Genomic DNA, 21,394 nt, shown 5'->3' on the forward strand with positions numbered 1-21,394 from the left:
CCGATTCGGGGGCGCGCTCGTCCATCAGTGGTGGGTGGACGTCACGTTCGGACGAGTATCGCCACGGGGTGTTCGGCACGGGCCGAGGCGAGGTCGACCGATCCCTCGTACACCGACCTTGTTCGGTCGTCGCGCCACCGGAACCCCGGGGGCAGGGCGATCGACGTCGCGGCCGCGGCATCGTGGTCGAGGCTGTGGGTGAACCGGGCGGTCACCACGACGACCGAGGGGGTGTCGCGGGTGCCGCGCACGAACGCCACGGTGTGGTCGGCGGCCGGACCGTCGGCGGTCAGTCGCTGATAGGTGCCCGCAACGCCGAACGCATCGGGATGCGCGGTTCGGACACGGAGAGCCTCCTGGACGAGTCGGGTCTTCGGGTGCTCGGTCGACCGGCCGAAGTCGACCGGTCGTCGATTGTCGGGATCGACGAGGGAGTCCTCCCACCACTCGGTGCCCTGATAGATGTCGGGGACCCCGGGCCCGAGGATCGCGATCGCCTTGCGCGCCAGCGCTTCCTGCTCCCACGCCGGTCCGATGCGGTCGACGAGTTCGGCGACCGAGGATGCGACGTCCCCGCTGGTGACCTGGCCGATCCAGGTCTCGACTGCGGTCTCGAACTCCTCGTTCACCTCGGTCCACGTGGTGCGCAGACCGGCCTCGCGAGTCGCCTTACGGGCGTACTCGATCAACCGGCCCCGCAACTCGTCGGTGACCGGGGCGCCGGTGGGCCAGACCCCGACGATGTTCTGCAGGAGGAAGTAGCCGGTCAGGTCATCCGGCACGTCGGTCTCGCGCCAGACCTTGTCGACGAGCTGGGACCAGCGGTCGGGGATCTGGGCGAGCACCGCGATCCGCGCGCGCACGTCCTCACCGCGTTTGGTGTCGTGCGTCGACGTGGCCGTCATGGCCAGCGGCCACCGCGCGGCGCGCTCGGCGTTGTGCTCGTGGAAATCGGCCAGCGACATGACGGGATTCGCGGGATCGCCACCGACCTCCTGGGCGGAGACGAGCCGGGCCGTCCGGTAGAACAAACTGTCCTCGACGCTCTTCGCGGTCACCGCCCCGCAGGTCTGCGCCAGCCTCGAGGTCGCCTCACCGGGCACCGCAGTCTCCCGCACGATGAGGTCGATCGCGGCACGCAGTTCGGGTTTCGCCTCGGCGATCCCGGTGGCGACGGCGAGCAGACGTGGACGCAACGACGGGTAGTCCGCCCGGTAGACCCCGAGCGCGGCGATCAGTTCGGCGCAGGCGGTGGCGATCACGTCCGGATCCGCGGCCGGTGACCCCTCGACGCGCGCGGTGACGGCGCGCACGAGACGTCTGAGCTCCGCCGGGAACGACTCCCGCACGGTGCGGAGTTTGCGATCGTGCTCGGCGGCCTCCACCCACCGCGCGTCACCGCTCTCGCCGGTGATCCGTTCGTGTAGCTCGGTGAGCTGGGCGACGCCGGCCGGCGCCACGAACACGGCATCGATCACGCGCATGTGGTCGTACCCGGTGGTGCCCTCGACCGGCAGGGTCGGTTCGAGTGGCTCGTCCGGCGCCAGGATCTTCTCGATGTAGAGGAGGCGGTCGTCGCCCACGTCCGCTCGCAATCGGCGCAGATAATCCTGGGGGTCCCACAGTCCGTCCGGATGATCCACGCGCACACCGTCGATGAGGTCGGCGTCGAGCAGCTCACGCAGCCACTGGTGCGTCGCGTCGTAGACCTCCGGGTCCTCCTGGCGCAGACCGGCGAGTTCGTTGACCGTGAAGAACCGCCGGTAGCCGATCAGGCCGCTGTTCCACGGCACGAGCCGATAGTGCTGGCGGGAGTGGACCTCACCCGGTGTTCCGCCGGCGCCGGGAGCGGAGCGAGCGGGCCGAGTGTCCCCGGCGCCGGGAGCGGAGCGAGCGGGCCGAGTGTCCCCGGCGCCGGGAGCGGAGCGAGCGGGCCGAATGTCTCCCGCGGTGCCGGGGGCGATCGGGAACGCGTGATCGTAGTACCGCAGATTCCCGTGCTCGTCGATCTCGAGTGGGCTCAGGTCCCCATCGGCGGCGACGATCGGCAGGGCCAGCTTCCCGTCGGCACCGTTGTCGTCGCTGAAGTCGGCGTCGAAATAGTGTGCGTAGTCCGATGCGGGCCCGTGGCGGAGCAGGTCGGCGAACCACGGGTTGGCGAGCGCATCGGCGACTCCGGTGTGGTTCGGGACGATGTCGATGATCAGACCCAGTCCGCGTTCGGCGGCGGCGGAACGCAGTGTCCGCAGCCCGTCGATCCCACCCAGCACGGCGGAGACCGCCGGCGGCGGCAACCAGTCGTAGCCGTGCGTCGACCCGGCCGACGCCGTGCCGATCGGGGAGAGATAGACGTGGCTGATCCCCAACTCGACGAGGTGGTCGAGCTGTGCTGTGGCATCGGCGAATCCGAAGTCGCGGTGTAGTTGGAGCCGGTACGTCGCGCGCGGGGTCGGACGATTGCCCATGGGAGTCACGAGGTCTTTCGCAGGACCAGGACGGAGCGGGCACCAACGGTCACCGACTCACCGGCGGAGGCCGTCAGCTCGCTGTCCCCCACGGGATGCGTCGTGTCCAGTTCGCCGACCCACTCGTTGCCGTACCACGTCGGCGGGAGCGTGAAGTCCAGGTCCTCGTAGTGGGCGTTGAAGCAGATGAAGAAGGAGTCGTCGACGACCAGTTCGCCACGTTCGTCCTTCTCGCCCAGTCCGTTTCCGTTGAGGAACACGGCGAGGCTCTTGCCGAACCCGCTGTCCCAGTCCTCGGCGGTCATCTCCTGGCCGGCCGGGGTGAGCCAGGCGATGTCGAGTGCCTGGTCGCCCCACCGGATCGGCTTCCCGCCGAAGAACTTCCGGCGTCGGAACACCGGATGCCGGGTGCGCAGCGCGATGGCCTTGCGGGTGAACTCCAGCAGGTCGGCGTTCTCCTCGGCGAGAGTCCAGTCCATCCAGGACAGTTCGGAGTCCTGGCAGTAGACGTTGTTGTTGCCCTGTTGCGTACGCCCGATCTCGTCGCCGTGCGCCAGCATCGGCGTGCCCTGCGACAGGAACAGCGTCGCCAGGATGTTCCGCTGCTGCCGTGCGCGCAGCGCGTTGATCTCGGGATCGTCGGTGGGTCCCTCGACTCCGCAGTTCCACGACCGGTTGTGACTCTCGCCGTCCCGGTTGTCCTCACCGTTGGCCATGTTGTGCTTCTCGTTGTAAGACACCAGGTCCCGCAGCGTGAAGCCGTCGTGGGCGATGACGAAGTTGATGCTCGCGAGCGGTCGCCGGCCGGTCGCCTCGTACAGATCCGACGATCCGGTGAGCCGGGAGGCGAACTCGCCCAGGGTGGACGGCTCGCCGCGCCAGTAGTCGCGGACGGTGTCGCGGTATTTGCCGTTCCACTCGGTCCAGAGCGGCGGGAAGTTGCCCACCTGATAACCACCCTCGCCGATGTCCCAGGGCTCGGCGATCAGCTTCACCTGACTGACCACCGGGTCCTGCTGCACCAGATCGAAGAACGCGGACAGTCGATCGACGTCGTGCAGTTCGCGGGCCAGCGTGGACGCGAGGTCGAAGCGGAAGCCGTCCACGTGCATCTCGAGGATCCAGTAGCGCAGCGAATCCATGATGAGCTGCAGCGTGTGCGGGTGACGACCGTTGAGGCTGTTGCCGGTTCCGGTGTAGTCCATGTACATCTCGGGATCACCGTCGACGAGCCGGTAGTAGGCGGCGTTGTCGATGCCCCGGAAGGACACGGTGGGTCCGAGGTGGTTGCCTTCGGCGGTGTGGTTGTAGACGACGTCGAGGATGACCTCGATGCCGGCGTTGTGGAACTCGCGCACCATCGCCTTGAACTCGGTCACCGCGCTGGCCGGCTGGTCCGGGTTCGACGAGTACTCGATATGTGGTGCCAGGAACCCGAAGGTGTTGTAACCCCAGTAGTTTCGGAGACCCTGATCGCGCAGTACGAAGTCCTGCATGAACTGGTGCACGGGCATCAGTTCGATGGCGGTGATGCCCAACTCCTTGAGGTGATCGATGATCACCGGATGGCACAGCCCCGCGTACGTGCCGCGCAGGTACTCGGGGATGTCGGGATGGGTCGCCGTCATGCCCTTGACGTGCGCCTCGTAGATGACCGTCTGGTGGTACGGACGATTGGGCGACCGGTCGTTCTGCCAGTCGAAGTAGGGGTTGATCACCACCGAGACCATGGTGTGCCCGAGTGAGTCCAACTGCGGCATCGGATTGACCGGCTCGGGATCGGGGATGTCCTCGTGCTCCGCGGGCGCGGCATCGCCGTCGGACTCGCCTGCCTCCTCGGCGGGATCGGCCGCATCGCCTGCCTCGACGGTCGGCTCGTCGGCATCGTCGACCGCGCCATCGTCGGTCCCGCCACCGCCGGTCCCGGCGTCGGCGGCCCCGGTCTCGGGGGTTTCGGATGCGTCGTCGTCGACCGCCGATTCGTCGGTGTCCTCGGGCGGCGTCGGGAGCGGGTAGGAGAACAGCGATGCGTCGCCGTCGAAGTCGCCGTGGAAGGCCTTGCCGTACGGATCGAGCAGGAGTTTGCTCGGGTCGCAACGCAATCCCTGCGACGGGTCGTACGGCCCGTAGACGCGGAAGCCGTAGAACTGGCCGGGGCCGACGTTGGGCAGGTAACAGTGCCAGCAGTAACCGTCGACCTCTTCGAGCCGGATCCGACGCTCGTGGCCCTCGCGGTCGATCAGGCACAGTTCGACGGCTTCGGCCACCTCGGAGAACAGCGAGAAATTCGTTCCCACACCGTCATAGGTGGCGCCGAGGGGGTATGGAGTACCCGGCCACACCGGGATCGGGGCTGGTTCCGGTTGGACCAGCGCCTCGGCCTGGATCGGGTCGGACGGCATCGGTACGGGGTCGGCGATGGTCTTGCCGCCGCTCGGAGGTGCTGCCGTTGTCGAGTTGGTGTCGGACTCCGGTGCGCGGGGCTCCGAGGGGGAGCCGGGATCGGCAGTGGAATCTGAATCGGGAGTGGAGTCGGGATCACCCGGCTGTTCACCGGAGGCCGGCGGTCCGGTCTTACCCGCCTTCGACGACGTCATGGGTCGACCCTAGTCGCGTTGCCGCGGGCGGTCATCTCAGGACGCGGCCGGTCGGGTCAGATGTGGGCTGCCCCACCCGCCGCTTCCGGAGGAAGCCCGCGACTTCCGCCGACCGTCACGGCACCGCGGGACCGGCCCACGGCAGTTCGGCCTCCATCTGGCGCCCCAGCTCGTCGGTGAGACTGCGGACATAGGTCGCACTCAGGTGGTGCGGGTCTTTGTAGACGGTGATGTTGCCGACGATCGCCGGGCACCGCTCGGCGTCGCAGATCCCGTCGGACATGTCGAGGGGATGGAAGTCGGGTCGCGTGGCGGCCAGCTCCGCCGCCGGGTCCTCGGGTGAGAGGACAGCACTGCGGCGCGACCCGCAGCTCTCGGCGTCGCCGCCGTCGGCGAGGCAGATCGGGGTGTCGATGGTGCCCTTCGCGTTCTTCGGCCACGGGGTGTCCCGCATGCCGAAGACCGGCACCCCGGCGTCGAGGAAACGGTCGAAGATCGGCACGTAGTCCGGTGGCACCCAGTCGCCGGGTTCGTAGTCCCGCGGTCGCGTCGAATTCGTCAGCACCGCGTCCGGCTTGTCCGCGATGACGCGATCGATGACGCGCTGTCCCCAGTCGTAGCACTCCGGGTAGGGCACGCCGCGCTGTTTCGGTACCCGGTTCGTCGACAGCGGGCACCCCATCTTGAGGTAGGTCTTCACCTTGAAACCGTTGCGCTTGCCGAGGGCGTCGAGCGCCGAGATCCACATCTCGGCATGCGAGCCGCCGGCGAGCGCGATGGTGCGCGTCGCGGTCGGATCGCCGTAGGTGCCGACGTGGATCTCGTTGTCGGTGAAGTCGCTCATGTACCCGTCGGTGGAGGTCTCGGGGAAGTCCTTGATGACCTCCAGCGCCGACGGTTGTGGATCGAGGGCGGGCACCGGCCAGCCGTCGAGCAGTGCTCGGGCCCCCGGGTACGACCTCGGGTCGAGGTTCTTGGTGTCGACGACGATGTTCGCGACGTGCCGCTCCCACACGGTGATGCCGACGCCGGTGACGAGCGTCGCCACCACGAGGATCGAGGTGACGACCGACGTGTACGACAGCCAGGGAGACCGTCCGTCGCGGCGGCCGCGGCTCAGCGCCGAACGATCGCCGCCGCGCAGCGGGTCCTCGATGTAGCGCTTGGTGAGCCACGCGAGCCCGACCGACGCCGCGAGGATGAGCACGCCCTCGACGAAGTTGGCATGGTTCTTGTCGCGCCAGGTCAGGTAGAAGATCAGCAGCGGCCAGTGCCACAGGTACAGCGAATACGCGATGGTCCCGAGCCAGACCGGCCACCTGCTCGCGAGCCAGCGGTTCGTGACGGGCATCTCGGTGGCCGCGGCATGGGACCCCCGAGGTGGCTTCTGCAACGCCGTCGCGCCGGCCCAGATGATCAGCAGCGTCGCGCCGACCGGCACCAGCGCCATCGGACCGGGGTAGGCGTTGACGCCGTCGATCCAGAACCCACAGCTGACGATCAGCGCGAGCGCGAAGACGGTCGCGATGTTGCGCAGCCAGTTGGGGATTCGCAGGGACGGCAACCAGATCGCGAGCAGGCCGCCGGCCAGCGGTTCCCACAGACGGGAGATCGTGTCGTAGTAGTTGTACGGCTGGTTGATCGCCAGGCCGCGGTGCGCCCAGTAGAACGAGGCGAGCGCGACGACCAACACCGCGCCGCCGACGAGGAACCTGATGACCCGCGGCTCGGCGAACGGCCGGGCGACGCGGGCACCGACCTTGAGCAATGCCGCGAACGCGAGGGCGACGAGCAGGGTCAGGACGAAGAACTGGCCCTGCACCGACATCGACCAGATGTGCTGCAGCGGGCTGTTCGCCGAACTCGCGGCGAGGTAGTCCTGGGAGTTCTGCGCGAGATACCAGTTCTGGTAGTACAGCGCGCTCGCGATGACCTCGCGGCCGACATTGGCCCACCGGGTCTGCGGGAGGATCAGCAGGGTCAGCACCGTGACCGCGATCAGGACGGTGAGCAGCGCCGGCAGCAGCCGTTTGAGGAGACGTTTGAGCCGTGGCCACGGGTTGAGCGTGTCTCGGAACGAGACGTGCGGAGCCTGGCTCGTGATCGCGTGCCGCAGCAGCGACCCGACGAAGAAGTATCCCGAGAGGGTGAGGAAGACGTCGACGCCGCCGGAGACCTTGCCGAACCACACGTGGAAGCAGGCGACGAGGGCGATGGCGATACCGCGCAGGCCGTCGAGGTCGGTGCGGTATGCGGGCGTCGTCGGCGTCGAGGGGGACGACTCCGGCGCCACTACTCGCGTCGTCGATGCCACAGGGCGTGTTCTTTCCGGTGGGGGACAGATCGGTCTCGGGGCCGGGATGACCGGCTAGCAATGTACTCGCCGAAGCTGTGAAACACCGATTCGGACGACCGCGACACTCGCGCGGCGCCGGCCTACCGTGCCGCGCGGGGTCACCGCGAGCGGCGTGTCCGGGCCCCGTCGAGGATGATGGCCAGCCCGTCGCGGAACTCGCCCGCGAAGTCGCGACCCGACGGCCCGGTGACACCCAGACGCTCCATCTGCGCGCGCGTCTGTTCCTCGATGGTGAGCCCGATGACCAGCTGACACAGTGCGGTGCTGACCGCCTCGGCGTCGCGGACGGACAAACCGCCGGCCGTGCCGGCGGCGATGATGTCGGCGGTGATGGCCTTCGACGACAGGCCGCTCGCCCAGCTCGACGACACGACCTCGGCACTGTCGGGCACTCCGAGGAGCGCACTACGCATGTCGGTCGCGAGCAGGTCGAGGCGCTCGTCCCAGGCCAGCGAGGTGTCGGGGATGGCGACCGCACCCAGGATGTCGTCGGCGAGCGCGGCCAGCAAGGTCTGCTTGTTGGGGAAGTGCCAGTACAGCGCGTTGGGACGGACGCCGAGTTCGGTGGCGAGGCGTCGCATCGACAGGTCGGCCAGGCTGTGCTCGCCCAGGATGTCGCGGGCGGCGCGCAGAACGTCGGTGCGACTGTTGCTCACCCGCGTCAGCGTAGTGACCCCGGAGGCAGGGCATCGAACCCCGGGCCTGTACAGCGTTCAGGACGCCCTGTACGGTGTTCAGGGTCCTGGACGGTGTCCAGGACTGCGTAACGACAGGCCGGGAGGTGCCTCATGGATCACGACGCGATCAGTCGCATCGACGCCGACCACATCTGGCACCCCTACGGTGCGCTGCCGGCGGCCACCCGGCCGTTGGTCGTGGCCTCGGCCTCGGGTGCCCGCCTCGAACTCGCGGACGGCCGATCGGTGGTCGACGGGATGAGCTCCTGGTGGGCGGCGATCCACGGTTATGGACACCCCCGACTCGACGCCGCCGCGGCGGCTCAGCTCGGTCGGATGTCGCACGTCATGTTCGGCGGTCTGACCCACGAACCGGCCGCCCGGCTGGCGCAGCTCCTCGTCGAGATCACCCCGGCCGGCCTGGAGAAGGTGTTCTTCTGCGACTCGGGATCGGTGTCGGTCGAGGTGGCGGTCAAGATGGCGCTGCAGTACTGGCGCAGCCGCGGTCGGTCCGGCCGCACGCGTCTGCTCACCTGGCGTGGCGGCTACCACGGTGACACCTTCACCCCGATGAGCGTCTGCGATCCCGACGGCGGCATGCACGCGATGTGGAAGGGTGTTCTCGCACAACAGATCTTCGTCGACGCCCCGCCGGCCGAGTTCCGGCCCGACTACGTCGCCGAGTTCGAGCGCACCGTGCGCGCGCATCGCGACGAGCTCGCCGCGGTCATCGTCGAACCCGTGGTCCAGGGCGCGGGCGGCATGCGATTCCACGACGCGGCATATCTGCGTGCGCTCCGGGAGATCTGTGACCGCCACGACGTCCTGCTCGTGTTCGACGAGATCGCGACCGGATTCGGCCGCACCGGAACGTTGTTCGCGGCCGACGCCGCCCCGGGGGCCGAGGCGGCGCCGGGCGCCGGCGTCGCGCCCGACATCATGTGTGTCGGCAAGGCGCTCACCGGTGGTTACCTCACGCTCGCCGCGACCCTGTGCACGTCCGAGATCGCTCAGGTGATCAGTGCGGGGGAGGCGGGCGGACTCGCGCACGGCCCGACCTTCATGGCCAACCCGCTGGCCTGCGCGGTGGCCGTCGCAGCGATCGAACTGCTGCTGGAAACGCCCTGGGCCGAGCGGGTCTCGGCGATCGAGCGAGGGCTCCGCAACGGACTCGAACCGCTGCGTGATCGCCACGGCGTCGTCGATGTGCGGGTCCTCGGCGCGATCGGCGTCGTCGAACTCGATCGCCCGGTCGACATGGTGGCGGCCACCGACGCGGCCGTCGAGGCCGGGGCATGGCTGCGGCCGTTCCGCAATCTCGTCTACACGATGCCGCCGTTCATCTGCACACCCGAGGACATCGGGGTGATCGTGCGCGGAGTGTCCGCTGCCGTGCATGCCACGGTCGGCGATCGCGAGCCGGCAGTGGTGCGGTCATGACTTCGATTCAGGTGCAGCCGGATTCGAGGGTCGACGGCGATGCGCGGGTCAGCGGCGGGGGAGAGATCGGTCTGGCGTGGCTGGCCGGCGCCGCCCGTGCGCGCGCCGAGGCCGGCCTGCATCGCAGCCCACACGTCCGCAGGGCGGCCGGCGACGAGATCAACCTCGGTTCCAACGACTACCTCGGGTTGTCGACCCACCCCGCGGTGGTCGCCGGTGCGCGGGCCGCCGCGGAACGGTGGGGAGGTGGCTCGACGGCGTCGCGCCTCGTCGTCGGCACCACCCGCGCACACATCGATCTCGAGCACGATCTCGCCGACTTCCTCGGATTCGATGCGGCACTCGTCTTCTCGTCCGGCTATCTGGCGAATGTCGGTGCGATCACCGCGCTGGCGACGCGCGGCGACCTGATCGTCAGCGACACCGGCACCCATGCGTCGCTGATCGACGGTTGCCGGTTGTCGCGTGCCCGGGTGGTGGTCGTCGACCGCGGCGATCACGAGGCGGTCCGGCGGGCCCTCGCCGAACGTACCGAGGCCCGGGCGCTCGTCGTCACCGATTCGGTGTACAGCATCGACGGTGAACCGGCGCCGGTCGCGGATCTGTATGCCGCGGCACGCGCGCACGGGGCCGTCCTGCTCGTGGACGAGGCCCACGCTCTCGGGGTGCGTGGTCCGGGTGGTCGCGGACTCGTCGCCGAACAGGGACTTTCGGGTGCTCCCGATCTCGTCGTCACGACCGTGCTGTCGAAATCGCTCGGCGCGCAGGGCGGTGTGGTCCTCGGGTCGGAGCTGCTGCGCTCGCACCTCATCGACTGCGCCCGCACCTTCATCTTCGACACCGGCCTGAACCCGGCCGCGGTCGGCGCCGCGCATGCCGCCCTGACGATCCTGCGGGCGCAACCCGGGTTGCCGGACCGACTGCGCGACAACGCCCGTCGCCTGGCGCTCGCGTGTGGCGTCGAAGAGCCCGCCGCGGCGGTCATCTCGATCGTCGTCGGGGATCCGCAACGCGCGGTGGCAGCTGCTGCCGCGTGCCGGGACCGTGGCGTCCTCGTCGGGTGTTTCCGTCCGCCCTCGGTCCCGGACGGGACTTCGAGGCTGCGGATCACGGTGCGCGCCGACCTCGATGCCGCTGCCCTCGACCACGTGGCCGCCGTCGTCGACGCCGCGCTGCGCGAAGTCGGTGCGCGGTGACCGCCGCACGCCGCGGCAGGGTCCTCGCCGTCACCGGGACGTCGACCGACGTCGGAAAGACCGTCGCCACCGCGGCACTCGCCGCTGCCTGCCTGCTCCACGAGGTGGCCGACCCTCTGCTCCCTGAGGTGGCCGACCCCCTGCTCCCTGAGGTGCGGGGAGCGATAGCGACGAGCCACGAAGGGCCGGTGACCCGCGTCGCCGTCTGCAAACCCGTCCAGACCGGCGTCGGTCCGGACGAACCCGGCGACCTCGCCGAGGTGCAACGCCTGGCGGGCGACGTCACCGCGGTCGAGCTCCTCCGCTACCCGGAACCCCTCGCGCCCGACACCGCCGCGCGCCGCGCCGGGATGCCACCGGCCGATCCGGCGGTGATCGTCCGCGCCGTGGACGATCTGGCCGCGTCACACGACCTGACCCTCGTCGAGGGTGCCGGCGGAGTGCTGGTGCGGCTGGGGGAGTCGGCCACGATCCTCGACATCGCCGCGGCGACCCTCGTCCCCGACACCGTCGACGGTGTGGTGGTCGTGGTGGCGCCGGGGCTGGGCGCGCTGAATCACGCCGAGCTCACCGTGAACGCGGTGCGGGCGCGCGGTCTGCGTCCCGCCGGACTCGTGATCGGTTGGTGGCCGGACGATCCCGACCTCGCGATGCGGTGCAACCGCACCGACCTCCCGCGGGTGACCGGGGTGCCGGTCGTCGGGGTCCTGCCCGCCGGCGCCGCGAACCTCGAACCCGCCGAGTTCCGCCGCCACGCAGCGTCGTGGTTCGACGACGAGTGGCTCGCGACCCTTTCTCCCAGCCATCCGGAACAGCTCGTCCGGACGCCGTAACACGTTCCCGCAGGGGAACAATCATCCAAGGAGTATCACCAGTGACCCAGGCAACAGTCGACGCCACCACCTCGGCACCGGCGTCGGACGACATCCTCGCCATCGCCCGTGACCAGGTGCTCGACCGCGGCGAGCCGCTCGATCAGGAGCAGGTTCTCCGGGTTCTGCGGTTGCCCGACGACCGGCTGACCGAACTGCTCCAGCTCGCCCACGATGTGCGGATGCGCTGGTGCGGGCCCGAGGTCGAGGTCGAGGGCATCATCTCGCTGAAGACCGGCGGGTGCCCGGAAGACTGCCATTTCTGTTCCCAGTCCGGACTTTTCGCCTCGCCGGTACGAAGTGCGTGGATCGACATCCCCTCCCTCGTCGAGGCGGCCAAGCAGACCGCGAAGACCGGTGCGACCGAGTTCTGCATCGTCGCGGCGGTCCGCGGTCCCGACAAGCGGCTGCTCAGTCAGGTCGCGGCAGGTATCGAGGCCATCCGCAACGAGGTCGACATCCAGATCGCGTGCAGCCTGGGCATGCTCACCCAGGAGCAGGTCGACCAGCTCCGCGACATGGGTGTGCACCGTTACAACCACAATCTCGAGACCGCGCGCAGCCACTTCCCGAACGTGGTGACGACCCACACGTGGGAGGAGCGCTGGGACACCCTGCGCATGGTCCGGGAGGCGGGCATGGAGGTCTGCTGCGGCGGCATCCTCGGTATGGGCGAGTCCCTGGAGCAACGGGCCGAGTTCGCCGCCGAACTGGCGACGCTCGAGCCCGACGAGGTGCCGCTGAACTTCCTGAACCCGCGCCCCGGCACCCCGTTCGGCGATCTCGACGTGCTCCCCGCCGCGGAGGCCCTCAAGTCGGTGGCTGCCTTCCGTCTGGCGCTGCCGCGCACCATCCTGCGCTTCGCCGGCGGTCGTGAGATCACACTCGGCGACCTGGGGGCCAAGCAGGGTATCCTCGGCGGCATCAACGCCGTCATCGTCGGCAACTACCTGACGACCCTCGGCCGGCCCGCCGAGGACGATCTCGATCTCCTCAGTGATCTGTCCATGCCGATCAAGTCGTTGAACGACACGATCTGACGGGTTCGTCGCAGCGATGGGTAGCGTGTTCTCATGATCGACACCGTCCCGGGTCCTCTCGCCGAGCCGTGCCGGTTCGGTGTGTTCACCGGACTCGAACTGGAACTGCAGGCTCCCGACGCCGTGCCGCCGGCCGCCCGGTTGGGTCTCGAACCCCCTCGCTTCTGTGGCCAGTGCGGGCGCCGGATGGTGGTCCAGGTGCGGCCCGACGGATGGGATGCCCGCTGCTCGCGGCACGGGACGGTCGACTCGTCGGAGCTGGGTCGCCGGTGAAACCGCCGGTCCGCACGGTCTCGCGACTGGCCGCGGTCACCGTCGGCGTGGCCCTGATCGGCGTCGTCGCCGGGGTGGTCTGGGCGCTCCTCACCCCGCCGACCACCGGCGTCGTGTTCGAGGGTCTGCGTCGCGAGGACATCCCCGCCGACTTCGCCGGCGTGGGCGCCTTCGCCCTGACGATGTTCGCGTACGGCGCGGTCGCCGCCGTCGCCGTGTGGTTCGCGGCCCGGACGTGGCGCGGGGTCGTCGGATTCGTGTGGCCCGCACTCGCGACGGTGGCAGGTTCGGCGCTTGCGGCGTCGGTCGGGATGTGGGTCGCGGGCCTGCGTTTCGACGACGATCCGACCGCACTGCCGGTCGATGCCGTCTACCGAGTCGCGCCGGAGCTGTGGCTCGACGGCGCGACGCGGTCCGGCTCGAGCGAGCCGTGGACGCTGCTCATCTGTGCCCCGTTCGCGTTCGCCGTGGTGTACCTCGTCTGCGTGTTGTCCTCGCGGACAGCCGATCTGGGCGTCGGAGATCTCGAGTCCGACGAGCCGCCGGCGGACGTGTTCACATCGGTGGGCGCAGCGTCGCGAACTCATCCGTGACGCGTAACTCCTTCTCCGCGAAGGCGTAGAGCGCCGGCGGGCGACCCCCGTTGCGGCCGGTCTTGCCGACGGTCCCGGTGGCGACCACCACCGCGCGCCGGCTCAGGATGCGTAGCAGGTTGGTCGTGTCCACGGGATAACCCAGTGCGGCGCAGTAGATCTCCGACAGCGCCGACATCGGGAACCGGGCGGGGGCCAGCGCGAACGCGATGTTGGTGTAGGAGAGTTTGGCGGCGAGTCGATGCCGGGCGGCCTCGACGATCCCGGCGTGATCGAAGGCCAGGGCCGGTAAGTCGTCGACGGCGAACCAGCCCGCGGCGTCGGGTGGTGTCGCGTCGGCGTCGGAGGGCACGAGGCCCATGTAGGTCGACGCGATGGTGCGGACCGTGGGCACCCGATGCGGGTCGGAGAAGACCGACAGTTGTTCCAGATGCGCGATCTCACGGACGTCGAGCGCGTCCGCGACCAGCCGGCGTGCGCTCGCCGACAACGTCTCCTCCGCGCCGACCCCGCCGCCGGGGAGTGTCCACACGCCGGCGGCGGACCGCGACAGCAGGACGCACAGCGACGGGTGGTCGGTGTCCGGCGTGTTCCGGGTCTGGGGTACGCGGATCTGGAAGACGACGCTCAGCACTTCCACCCGGAGGGTCGCACCGTCGGCGATGGGTGGCTCGGACCCGGCGGATGGCATGCGCCCGATTGTAGGGTGCACCCTGCTGGTGACCCCCGCTGGTTGAGTTGGAGACCCCCTGCTGGTTGTGCTGGCGACCCTCCTGCTGGTTGTGCTGGCGACCCTCCTGCTGGTTGTGCTGGCGACCCTTCTGCTGGTTGTGCCGGCGACCTCCTGCTCGTTGAGCCGGTTACCCCTGCTGGTTGTGCCGGCGACCCTCCTGCTGGTTGTGCTGGTTACCCCCGCTGGGTGTGTGGGAGACCCCCTGCTGGTTGTGCCGGCGCCCCCTTGCTGGTTGTGCTGGCGACCCTCCTGCTGGTTGAGCCGGCTCCGAGCGAAGCGAGGCGCCGTGTCGAAGCCACCTGGTGACCCCGACTACCCGCCCCCGTGCGCCGTGAGGACCATCGCCTCGCCGTCGGTGACGGCGATCGTGTGTTCGCTGTGCGCGCCGCGGGAGCCGTCGAACGACCGGATGGTCCACCCGTCGGCGTCGAACTTGATGCGCTCGGAACCGAGCGTGAACCACGGTTCGAGTGCGAGGGTCAGGCCGGGGCGTAGTTTCATGCCGCGTCCGGCCCGGCCCACGTTGGCCACGTGCGGATCCTCGTGCATGGTGCGGCCCAGCCCGTGTCCGCCGAACTCGGTGTTGACCCGATACCCGTGTGCGGCGGCGACCGCTCCGATCGCGGCCGAGATGTCGCCGAGCCGACCGCCCGGACGAGCGGCGTCGATGGCTGCGCCCAGTGCTTCTTCCGTGGCCGCGACGAGTCGCTGATCGTCGGGCCGCGGGGTGCCGACGATGACGCTGCGCGCGGAGTCGGCCACCCAGCCGTCGATGCCGACGGCGATGTCCATCGAGAGCAGGTCTCCGTCGGCGAGGACGTAGTCGTGCGGGAGTCCGTGTAGGACAGCGTCATTCACCGACAAGCAGGTCACATTGCGGAACGGGCCGCGGCCGAAGGATGGCGAGTAGTCCCAATAGCAGGACTGTGCACCGCGGTCGTTGACGAGCTTCCGCGCGCGTTCCTCGAGCTCGAGGAGATTGACCCCGACATCGGCGCGTCCGGCGAGGTCGTCGAGGAGATCTGCGATGAACGCCCCCGTCACTCCCATGGCGGCCACCTCGGCAGGCGACTTCAGTTCGACCATTCCCGTCCTCTCGTGGTCATTGCGTTCTCTCGGATCGCTGGTCGGTATACAAATACCACCGCGTCTCGGTATTTGTATACCGGGCCCGCTAGAATCGCCACATGGTGCGTAACCCCCTGACCCCGGAACAGATCGCGGCCGGCCGCCGGCTCGGCGCCCGTCTCCGCGAGTTGCGCGGCGATCGTCCGCTGGGCGACGTGGCGTCGGGCGCGGGTATCTCGCCGGAGACCCTGCGCAAGATCGAGACCGGACGCATGCCGACGCCCGCTTTCGCCACGATCGCGGCGCTTGCTCGCGCGCTGGGTACCTCACTCGACGATCTGGCGCTCGTGCTCGACGCCGAGGTGGCACGAGTCGGGTGACCGCGAACCGATCGGGTCTCACCTATCCCGAGGTCGGGGCGACGGCGGGGACGCTCCCGTCCGGTTACCACCATCTGCGCCGGTCTCGGGTCATCGGCTCGGGATCTGCCTGCTTCTCCACGGCCGGCCGGCGAATCATGAACTGGGACATGCATCGTCGTGCCGGCTTCGGTGTCGACGAATCGACCCCCGCGGCCACCGTCGGCGCCGACGTCGACCTGCGCGCCGGTCTCGGCCCCCTCGCGATCACCGCACGGTGCCGGGTCGTCGAGGTGATCGACGCCCCGCGCGAGCGCGGCTTCGCGTACGGCACGCTGCTCGGTCATCCCGAGATCGGCGAAGAGCGCTTCTGGGTGGAATGGGTCGACGACGACACCGTGGTCGGGCATGTCGTCGCGTTCTCGCGTCCGGGGCGTTGGTTCACGCGTCTGGGCGGGCCGATCGGGCGGGTTGCGCAGTCGCGATTCACCGAGCGCTACCTCGACGCGCTGATGTGTGGCTGAACTCGTCGTCCACCTGAATCGCGGGCCGAGAACGCCGGCGACGAGGTCATGGGAATGCCGTGAGTGTGGCGAATGTTACGATGCATAGCGTTTTCGACCATGAGTCGAAAACCTGCCTCGGACACACGGCCCGTGATCTGGGGAACCAGCGTCCCGGGGACGGAACTCGTCGCCGGGTAGCCAGAGGAGTGGCACATGAGCATCACCAGTGATCGCCCCGCGTCGATGACCGCGCCCGCAGTCGAGGATTCGGCGCTCGTCGATGCGACGTGGTACGACGCGCCGGGCGGTTACACCGGCGTGGAGCCGACGCAGGAGTGGGCGGACGAGGTCCGCCGCCTCGCCAAGGCGCGAAACGCGACGCTGCTCGCGCACAACTACCAGCTCCCGGCCATCCAGGATGTGGCCGACCACGTCGGCGACTCCCTGGCCCTCTCGCGGATCGCCGCCGAGGTCGACTCCGACGAGATCATCTTCTGCGGCGTCCACTTCATGGCCGAGACCGCCAAGATCCTGAGTCCCGAGAAGCGGGTCCTGATCCCCGACGAGCGAGCCGGATGCTCGCTGGCCGACTCGATCACCGCGGACGAACTCCGGGCCTGGAAGGCCGAGTTCCCCGATGCGCTGGTGGTGTCCTACGTGAACACCACCGCCGAGGTGAAGGGCCTCACCGACATCTGCTGCACGTCGTCGAATGCGGTCGACGTGGTCGCGTCGATCGATCCCGACCGCGACGTCCTGTTCCTGCCGGACCAGTTCCTCGGCGCGCACGTCAAGCGCGAGACCGGCCGCGACAACATCCACATCTGGGCGGGCGAATGCCACGTGCACGCCGGCATCAACGGTGACGAGCTGACCGCGCAGGCGAACTCGCACCCGGACGCCGACCTGTTCATCCACCCCGAATGCGGTTGCGCGACCTCGGCGCTGTATCTGGCCGGCGAGGGTTTCGTGCCCGAGGAGAAGGTGAAGATCCTGTCCACGGGCGGCATGCTCGACGCCGCGCGCGAGACCGGCGCGAAGCAGGTGCTCGTCGCCACCGAGGTCGGGATGCTGCACCAGTTGCGCAAGGCCGCACCGGGTGTCGACTTCCAGGCCGTCAACGACCGGGCATCGTGCCCCTACATGAAGATGATCACCCCGGCGGCCATGCTCCGGTGTCTGCGGGAAGGCCGCGACGAGGTGTTCGTCGACGCCGATGTCGCCGAGAAGGCGCGCAAGAGCGTCGAGCGCATGATCGCGATCGGCAACCCCGGATCGGGCGAGTGAGCAGCTCCACCCCCTCGACGACGGCCCCGGCCGACGGCTTCGTCGGCCAGGCCGCAGGCGGCGAACTCGGCGCCGCGGTCACCGACGAGGTCCGCGCGCTGATCCGCACCGCACTCGACGAGGATCTGCGATACGGACCCGACGTCACGACCACGTCCACGGTCCCCGCCGACGCGGTCGTCGACGCGGCGATCATCAGCCGCGGGCATGGTGTGATCGCCGGTGTACCGGTGGTCGAGGCGGTCTTCGACGAGGTGATCGGCGCTGGCGGGTACACGATCACGTCGCGCGTCGACGACGGGACGAGCGTCGAACCCGGCACCGTCGTGCTCGCCGTCCATGCTCCGACGCGAGCGCTGCTGACCGCGGAACGCACGGCGCTCAACCTGATCTCGCACCTGTCGGGGATCGCCACGACCACCGCGGCCTGGGTGGCGGCGGTGGAGGGTACAGACGCCCGAATCCGCGACTCGCGCAAGACACTTCCGGGTCTTCGGCATCTGCAGAAGTACGCCGTTCGTGCCGGCGGGGGAGTCAACCATCGGATGGGGCTCGGCGACGCCGCCCTCATCAAGGACAACCACGTCGTCGCCGCGGGTTCGGTCGCCGCGGCGCTGGAGGCGGTCCGGGCGGCGGCGCCGGGCCTACCGGTCGAGGTCGAGGTCGACTCGCTGGCCCAGCTCGACGAGGTCCTCGGACTCGAACCGCAGTTGGTCCTGCTGGACAACTTCGAGCCGTGGGAGACCCAGATGGCCGTCCAGCGCCGCAACACCCGGTCGCCGGGCACCAAGCTGGAGAGCTCGGGAGGCCTGTCGCTCGACGTCGCGGCCGACTATGCCCGCACCGGCGTCGACTACCTGGCCGTCGGCGCGCTGACGCACTCCGTCACCGTCCTGGACCTCGGTCTGGACATCCCGGCGCCCTAGGTCGCTCGGCTACCCCGGTGTCGGTTCGGACCTCGACCCCGAACACTTCCGTCCGCGCGATCACCCGATCCCGTTCGTCGGAGAGCGCCGCGCGGCGCGGGTCAGCGAGGAAGGCATCCATCGCCGAGCTGTCCGGGAACGTCAGGAGCTGCACCTCGTGCGGAGCGCGACCATGTCCGTCACCGATTGCCCGGCTGAGCACGGCGCCGCCGTGCTCGGGGAGCAGGCCGAGAACGGTGTCCTCGTACCGGGTCAGCGCGTCGGCTGTGTCGTCGTGCGCCCAGAGCAGACAGCAGAGGTGGATCGGCAACCGTGAGTTCGGCACGACCGGAGGCTATCGCGGTGTGTCGCGACCGGCGACGGGTTTGTCGGCGTCGTACGCCGGCGTCACTGCCACGTCATCCCGCGTCGTCGTAGGCCTCGGACAGCCAGTCACGGACCTCGCTGTTGACCTCGGTGTCTGTGTGCATCTCGATGTGGTGCATCCAGATGCCTGGAGACGGGTGTGCAACCTCTTTGAAGCGGGCCGAATTCACGCATCGGTGCAGGGGGATCGACAGCACCGCAGGCACCTCGGATCGCAAATAGCGGCCCGGCCGCCAGACGTAGGCGAAGCCGGACCTTCGCCGGAATGCGATCTGGCTCTTCGTGATCCGAATGGTGACGTCCTCGCCGACTGCGCGGACCGCCTTCGTGATGGCGAGGAAGATCGCCAGGCCCGTCGGCGAGCCGGAGAAGAAGTCGGCGGCATCGTCAGGAACTGTTCCCATCGCAGTGTTCATGGTGCCACCTGACCGGTCCCCTCATCCTGTGGTCGACGTGTCCGGGAGGGCCGGGGTTCTGCCGCCGGCAGGATGTGATCCCGGGCGGCGGTCAGAGGGTGGCGAGTAACTTCATGAGGTGTCCTTCGACGAGGGAGGCCCGAAGCTGTCGTTGGCCGGGTCGTGGTGGTCGGACGTCGATGACGTGGCTGGCTTTAGACCATGAGCGGCGCGCGTCTTGGTGGTGGGCCGACTCGGGGCGCGACTGGTTTGGGCGTGTTTGATCGCCGGACCTGGTTGGGGGTCCGTGGATCTGCTCGCGCACGGTGTTCAGGTGGTGTGTGAATCGCCGGGGTATGTCGGGTCGGCGGTTGAGTCGGTCGGGGTTGGGTGGTGTGCCGGGTTCGGCGTTGAGTCGCCAGATGCAGCGGCCTTCGTCGGGTCCGGACCGTGCGATGCGGGTGGTGTACTGGCCGGGTTGGTCGCCGACCATGCGGTTGTGGCGTGGGCAGGCGGGGGCGAGGTCGTCGATGTCGGTGAGACCGCCCTTGGCCCAGTCTTTCTGGGCGTGGTGCATGTCGACGTGGGTGGCGGGCTGATCGCAGCCGGGTGCCGAACATACTTCCCCGTCGGGGCGGGCGAAGGAGACGAGTCGTTGTTCGCGGGTGGCGAGTCGTTTCCCGCGTCCGAAGTGCAGCGGGACGGCGGTGTGGTTTTTGAAGATCGCCAACCAGGGTTGGATGTCGCCGGCCATGGCGATGAGGTCGGGGATGGGGAGCAGGGTGCCGGTGGCGGTGGTGGCGAGTCCGGCTTCGCGGATGAGGTCATCGAGGTCGGCTTTGACGATCAGTTGGACGGGTAGTCCGCGGTGCGTGGTGCCGAGTGTTCCGTCGGCGAAACCTGCGGCGAGTGCGGCGTCGAGGGCGTCGTGGTTGATCTGCGCGGGAGTGCGGCTGTCACGGTCGGCGGCGGTGGTCAGGGCGTCGGGGTCGGCGGCGCCGGCCGGCCCGCTGGGCGAGGCGGGGTCGTCGGGGTTGTTGAGTCCGGGTTTGCCCCAGACCGCGAACATCATCGTCAGCCGGGCGGCGAGTTCGGCAGTGAGGGTGCCGGAGATCTTGGCGGTGCCATCAGCGCGTTGCCGGCCGATCCACAGGTTGCGGCGTCGTTTCTGGTCGGTGTCATCAGCGAGGGTGCCGTCGGGGTCGAGGTGGGCGAGCAGCCGGGCTCCGAGTTGGGTGATGTCGGCGGGTGTGTGGTCGGTGGCGATCTCGGCCATCTGCCGTTCGGCCGCGACTTTCACGTCGTGGTCGATTCCGTGGGGGATCTGGTCGAGGACGTCGAGGGCGGCCTGTACGTGTGCGGAGCCGACCGCTCCGGCGGCGAATGCTTCGGCCAGGGTGGGGTGTTCGGGTTCCAGGATGTCGCCGCCGAGGCTGGTGCGGGTGGTGGTGGCGTCCATTTGCTTACGGCGGCGCATCGGGTTGGAGACGCGTAGCCGGTGGGTCATGTACTGCATGAGTGTTCGGCACCCGGTTTTGCGGGGCAGGTCGCGGGCCTCGACCTGATCGATCTGCCGGTCACCGGCAACGGTCAGGCGCGCGATGGCGCGTTCGGTCTCCGCGGCCACCTCGGCCAACTCGGCATCGGTACACGGCGACAGATCCACCGACTGCATTTCGTCGAGGATCGCGTGCAGCTCGCTTGCCAACTCGACGGCACGCGGTTGCGGCGTCGCGGACTCGTCAGACATGGCCACCCCCCGAGAACCGTTGCTGCGAATGTACGTTCGAGTGTACACGAAAACCGGGCTGCGCTCGATTCGAATCATATTGTCGCACAGAGTTATTGATTCGATACGCGGATGGCGGGAACTGTCGGTGTGCTGTGATAGGCGCCATTCAATCAGGCTGACCACCGACGTCAGGCCGGCGTGTGGGCACCCTCCCGACGCCTACGCGCCGTGGTCGAGCAGCGAGTCGCCGGGATGTGCGCGCTCCACGCGCTAGTCGCGGTGCCCACTGATCGCAGTCGAGAGTCGTCACCGAACGAAAACAGGGCGTCCTCCTCTTTCGCGATGCGCCGGTGGAGTCCGTCGACCTCGCTCCGGAATCGGGCCCGCTCGCTTCGCTCCCGGCGCCGTGTCATCCGGCCCGCTCGCTTCGCTCCCGGCGCCGTGTCATCCGGCCCGCTCGCTTCGCTCCCGGCGCCGTGTCATCCGGCCCGCTCGCTTCGCTCCCGGCGCCGT

The 21,394-nt window shown here is 69.1% G+C and carries 19 protein-coding genes; 10 read left to right on the forward strand and 9 right to left on the reverse strand.

The window, feature by feature from the left end; genetic code table 11:
• Nucleotides 1-41 precede the first annotated feature (41 nt).
• The 4 genes from treY to ACFVHY_RS13425 all read right to left on the reverse strand — a co-directional run bounded on the left by treY (nucleotide 42) and on the right by ACFVHY_RS13425 (nucleotide 8,074).
• Entirely contained in the window at nucleotides 42-2,465 is a 2,424-nt protein-coding gene (gene treY, locus ACFVHY_RS13410) for a malto-oligosyltrehalose synthase (RefSeq protein WP_390272433.1), read from the reverse strand.
• A gap of 5 nt (nucleotides 2,466-2,470) precedes the next feature.
• A complete protein-coding gene (gene glgX / locus ACFVHY_RS13415) occupies nucleotides 2,471-5,062 on the reverse strand; it encodes a glycogen debranching protein GlgX (RefSeq protein WP_390272435.1) in 2,592 nt (863 codons plus the stop codon).
• A 115-nt stretch (nucleotides 5,063-5,177) separates the two neighbouring features.
• Nucleotides 5,178-7,355 carry an acyltransferase family protein gene (locus ACFVHY_RS13420; protein ID WP_390272437.1) on the reverse strand — a complete coding sequence of 726 codons (2,178 nt, stop codon included), beginning with the start codon at nucleotides 7,353-7,355 and terminating at the stop codon, nucleotides 5,178-5,180.
• Between the two features lie 161 nt (nucleotides 7,356-7,516).
• Nucleotides 7,517-8,074 (reverse strand): TetR family transcriptional regulator, encoded by a 558-nt coding sequence (locus ACFVHY_RS13425; protein WP_055476563.1) that lies wholly within the window; start codon nucleotides 8,072-8,074, stop codon nucleotides 7,517-7,519.
• 132 nt (nucleotides 8,075-8,206) lie between these two features.
• Between ACFVHY_RS13425 and ACFVHY_RS13430 the strand changes: the two genes are divergently transcribed.
• Genes ACFVHY_RS13430 through ACFVHY_RS13455 form a run of 6 tightly spaced genes read left to right on the forward strand, consistent with a single transcriptional unit; the run spans nucleotide 8,207 to nucleotide 13,509 of the window.
• Complete coding sequence (locus ACFVHY_RS13430; RefSeq protein ID WP_390272441.1) at nucleotides 8,207-9,535, forward strand: adenosylmethionine--8-amino-7-oxononanoate transaminase; 1,329 nt, start codon at nucleotides 8,207-8,209, stop codon at nucleotides 9,533-9,535.
• On the forward strand, nucleotides 9,532-10,731 hold the full coding sequence (locus ACFVHY_RS13435; RefSeq protein WP_390272444.1) for an 8-amino-7-oxononanoate synthase: 1,200 nt from the start codon (nucleotides 9,532-9,534) through the stop codon (nucleotides 10,729-10,731). Before ACFVHY_RS13430 ends, ACFVHY_RS13435 begins: the two co-directional genes overlap by 4 nt.
• Nucleotides 10,728-11,564 (forward strand): ATP-dependent dethiobiotin synthetase BioD, encoded by an 837-nt coding sequence (gene bioD / locus ACFVHY_RS13440; protein ID WP_390272446.1) that lies wholly within the window; start codon nucleotides 10,728-10,730, stop codon nucleotides 11,562-11,564. Before ACFVHY_RS13435 ends, bioD begins: the two co-directional genes overlap by 4 nt.
• 41 nt (nucleotides 11,565-11,605) lie before the next feature.
• Nucleotides 11,606-12,643 (forward strand): biotin synthase BioB, encoded by a 1,038-nt coding sequence (bioB, locus tag ACFVHY_RS13445; protein WP_055476567.1) that lies wholly within the window; start codon nucleotides 11,606-11,608, stop codon nucleotides 12,641-12,643.
• A 33-nt stretch (nucleotides 12,644-12,676) separates the two neighbouring features.
• Nucleotides 12,677-12,916: a hypothetical protein gene (locus tag ACFVHY_RS13450; RefSeq protein ID WP_055476568.1), complete on the forward strand. Its 240-nt coding sequence runs from the start codon at nucleotides 12,677-12,679 to the stop codon at nucleotides 12,914-12,916.
• A complete protein-coding gene (locus tag ACFVHY_RS13455) occupies nucleotides 12,913-13,509 on the forward strand; it encodes a DUF2567 domain-containing protein (RefSeq protein ID WP_390272449.1) in 597 nt (198 codons plus the stop codon). The genes ACFVHY_RS13450 and ACFVHY_RS13455 overlap by 4 nt, the downstream gene beginning before the upstream one ends.
• Here ACFVHY_RS13455 and ACFVHY_RS13460 read toward each other — a convergent pair.
• On the reverse strand, nucleotides 13,472-14,200 hold the full coding sequence (locus ACFVHY_RS13460; RefSeq protein ID WP_390272451.1) for an NUDIX domain-containing protein: 729 nt from the start codon (nucleotides 14,198-14,200) through the stop codon (nucleotides 13,472-13,474). The two genes, ACFVHY_RS13455 and ACFVHY_RS13460, sit on opposite strands and share 38 nt — an antisense overlap.
• Before the next feature lie 354 nt (nucleotides 14,201-14,554).
• Nucleotides 14,555-15,328: a type I methionyl aminopeptidase gene (gene map, locus ACFVHY_RS13465; protein ID WP_390272454.1), complete on the reverse strand. Its 774-nt coding sequence runs from the start codon at nucleotides 15,326-15,328 to the stop codon at nucleotides 14,555-14,557.
• A gap of 101 nt (nucleotides 15,329-15,429) precedes the next feature.
• On the opposite strand from map, the gene ACFVHY_RS13470 reads away from it, so the two are divergent.
• From ACFVHY_RS13470 to nadC, 4 genes are all read left to right on the forward strand, one after another.
• Nucleotides 15,430-15,690 (forward strand): helix-turn-helix domain-containing protein, encoded by a 261-nt coding sequence (locus tag ACFVHY_RS13470; protein WP_055476572.1) that lies wholly within the window; start codon nucleotides 15,430-15,432, stop codon nucleotides 15,688-15,690.
• Nucleotides 15,687-16,193 (forward strand): DUF1990 family protein, encoded by a 507-nt coding sequence (locus ACFVHY_RS13475; protein ID WP_390272457.1) that lies wholly within the window; start codon nucleotides 15,687-15,689, stop codon nucleotides 16,191-16,193. The genes ACFVHY_RS13470 and ACFVHY_RS13475 overlap by 4 nt, the downstream gene beginning before the upstream one ends.
• Before the next feature lie 195 nt (nucleotides 16,194-16,388).
• On the forward strand, nucleotides 16,389-17,462 hold the full coding sequence (gene nadA / locus ACFVHY_RS13480; RefSeq protein ID WP_390272459.1) for a quinolinate synthase NadA: 1,074 nt from the start codon (nucleotides 16,389-16,391) through the stop codon (nucleotides 17,460-17,462).
• Nucleotides 17,459-18,388, forward strand: coding sequence for a carboxylating nicotinate-nucleotide diphosphorylase (nadC, locus tag ACFVHY_RS13485; RefSeq protein ID WP_390272461.1), 930 nt, complete (start codon nucleotides 17,459-17,461; stop codon nucleotides 18,386-18,388). Before nadA ends, nadC begins: the two co-directional genes overlap by 4 nt.
• Here the strand turns inward: nadC and ACFVHY_RS13490 are convergent.
• The 3 genes from ACFVHY_RS13490 to ACFVHY_RS13500 all read right to left on the reverse strand — a co-directional run bounded on the left by ACFVHY_RS13490 (nucleotide 18,348) and on the right by ACFVHY_RS13500 (nucleotide 20,899).
• The gene (locus ACFVHY_RS13490) at nucleotides 18,348-18,713 is read right to left on the reverse strand and encodes a hypothetical protein (RefSeq protein ID WP_390272463.1); all 366 of its coding nucleotides are present in this window, start codon (nucleotides 18,711-18,713) and stop codon (nucleotides 18,348-18,350) included. The genes nadC and ACFVHY_RS13490 overlap by 41 nt on opposite strands.
• 73 nt (nucleotides 18,714-18,786) lie before the next feature.
• A complete protein-coding gene (locus tag ACFVHY_RS13495; RefSeq protein WP_390272465.1) occupies nucleotides 18,787-19,170 on the reverse strand; it encodes a DUF5655 domain-containing protein in 384 nt (127 codons plus the stop codon).
• Between the two features lie 91 nt (nucleotides 19,171-19,261).
• A complete protein-coding gene (locus ACFVHY_RS13500; protein ID WP_390272467.1) occupies nucleotides 19,262-20,899 on the reverse strand; it encodes a DUF222 domain-containing protein in 1,638 nt (545 codons plus the stop codon).
• Nucleotides 20,900-21,394: the final 495 nt, after the last annotated feature.

This window comes from Gordonia sp. NPDC127522 (genome assembly GCF_042672305.1).
GTDB lineage: Bacteria > Actinomycetota > Actinomycetes > Mycobacteriales > Mycobacteriaceae > Gordonia > Gordonia hongkongensis.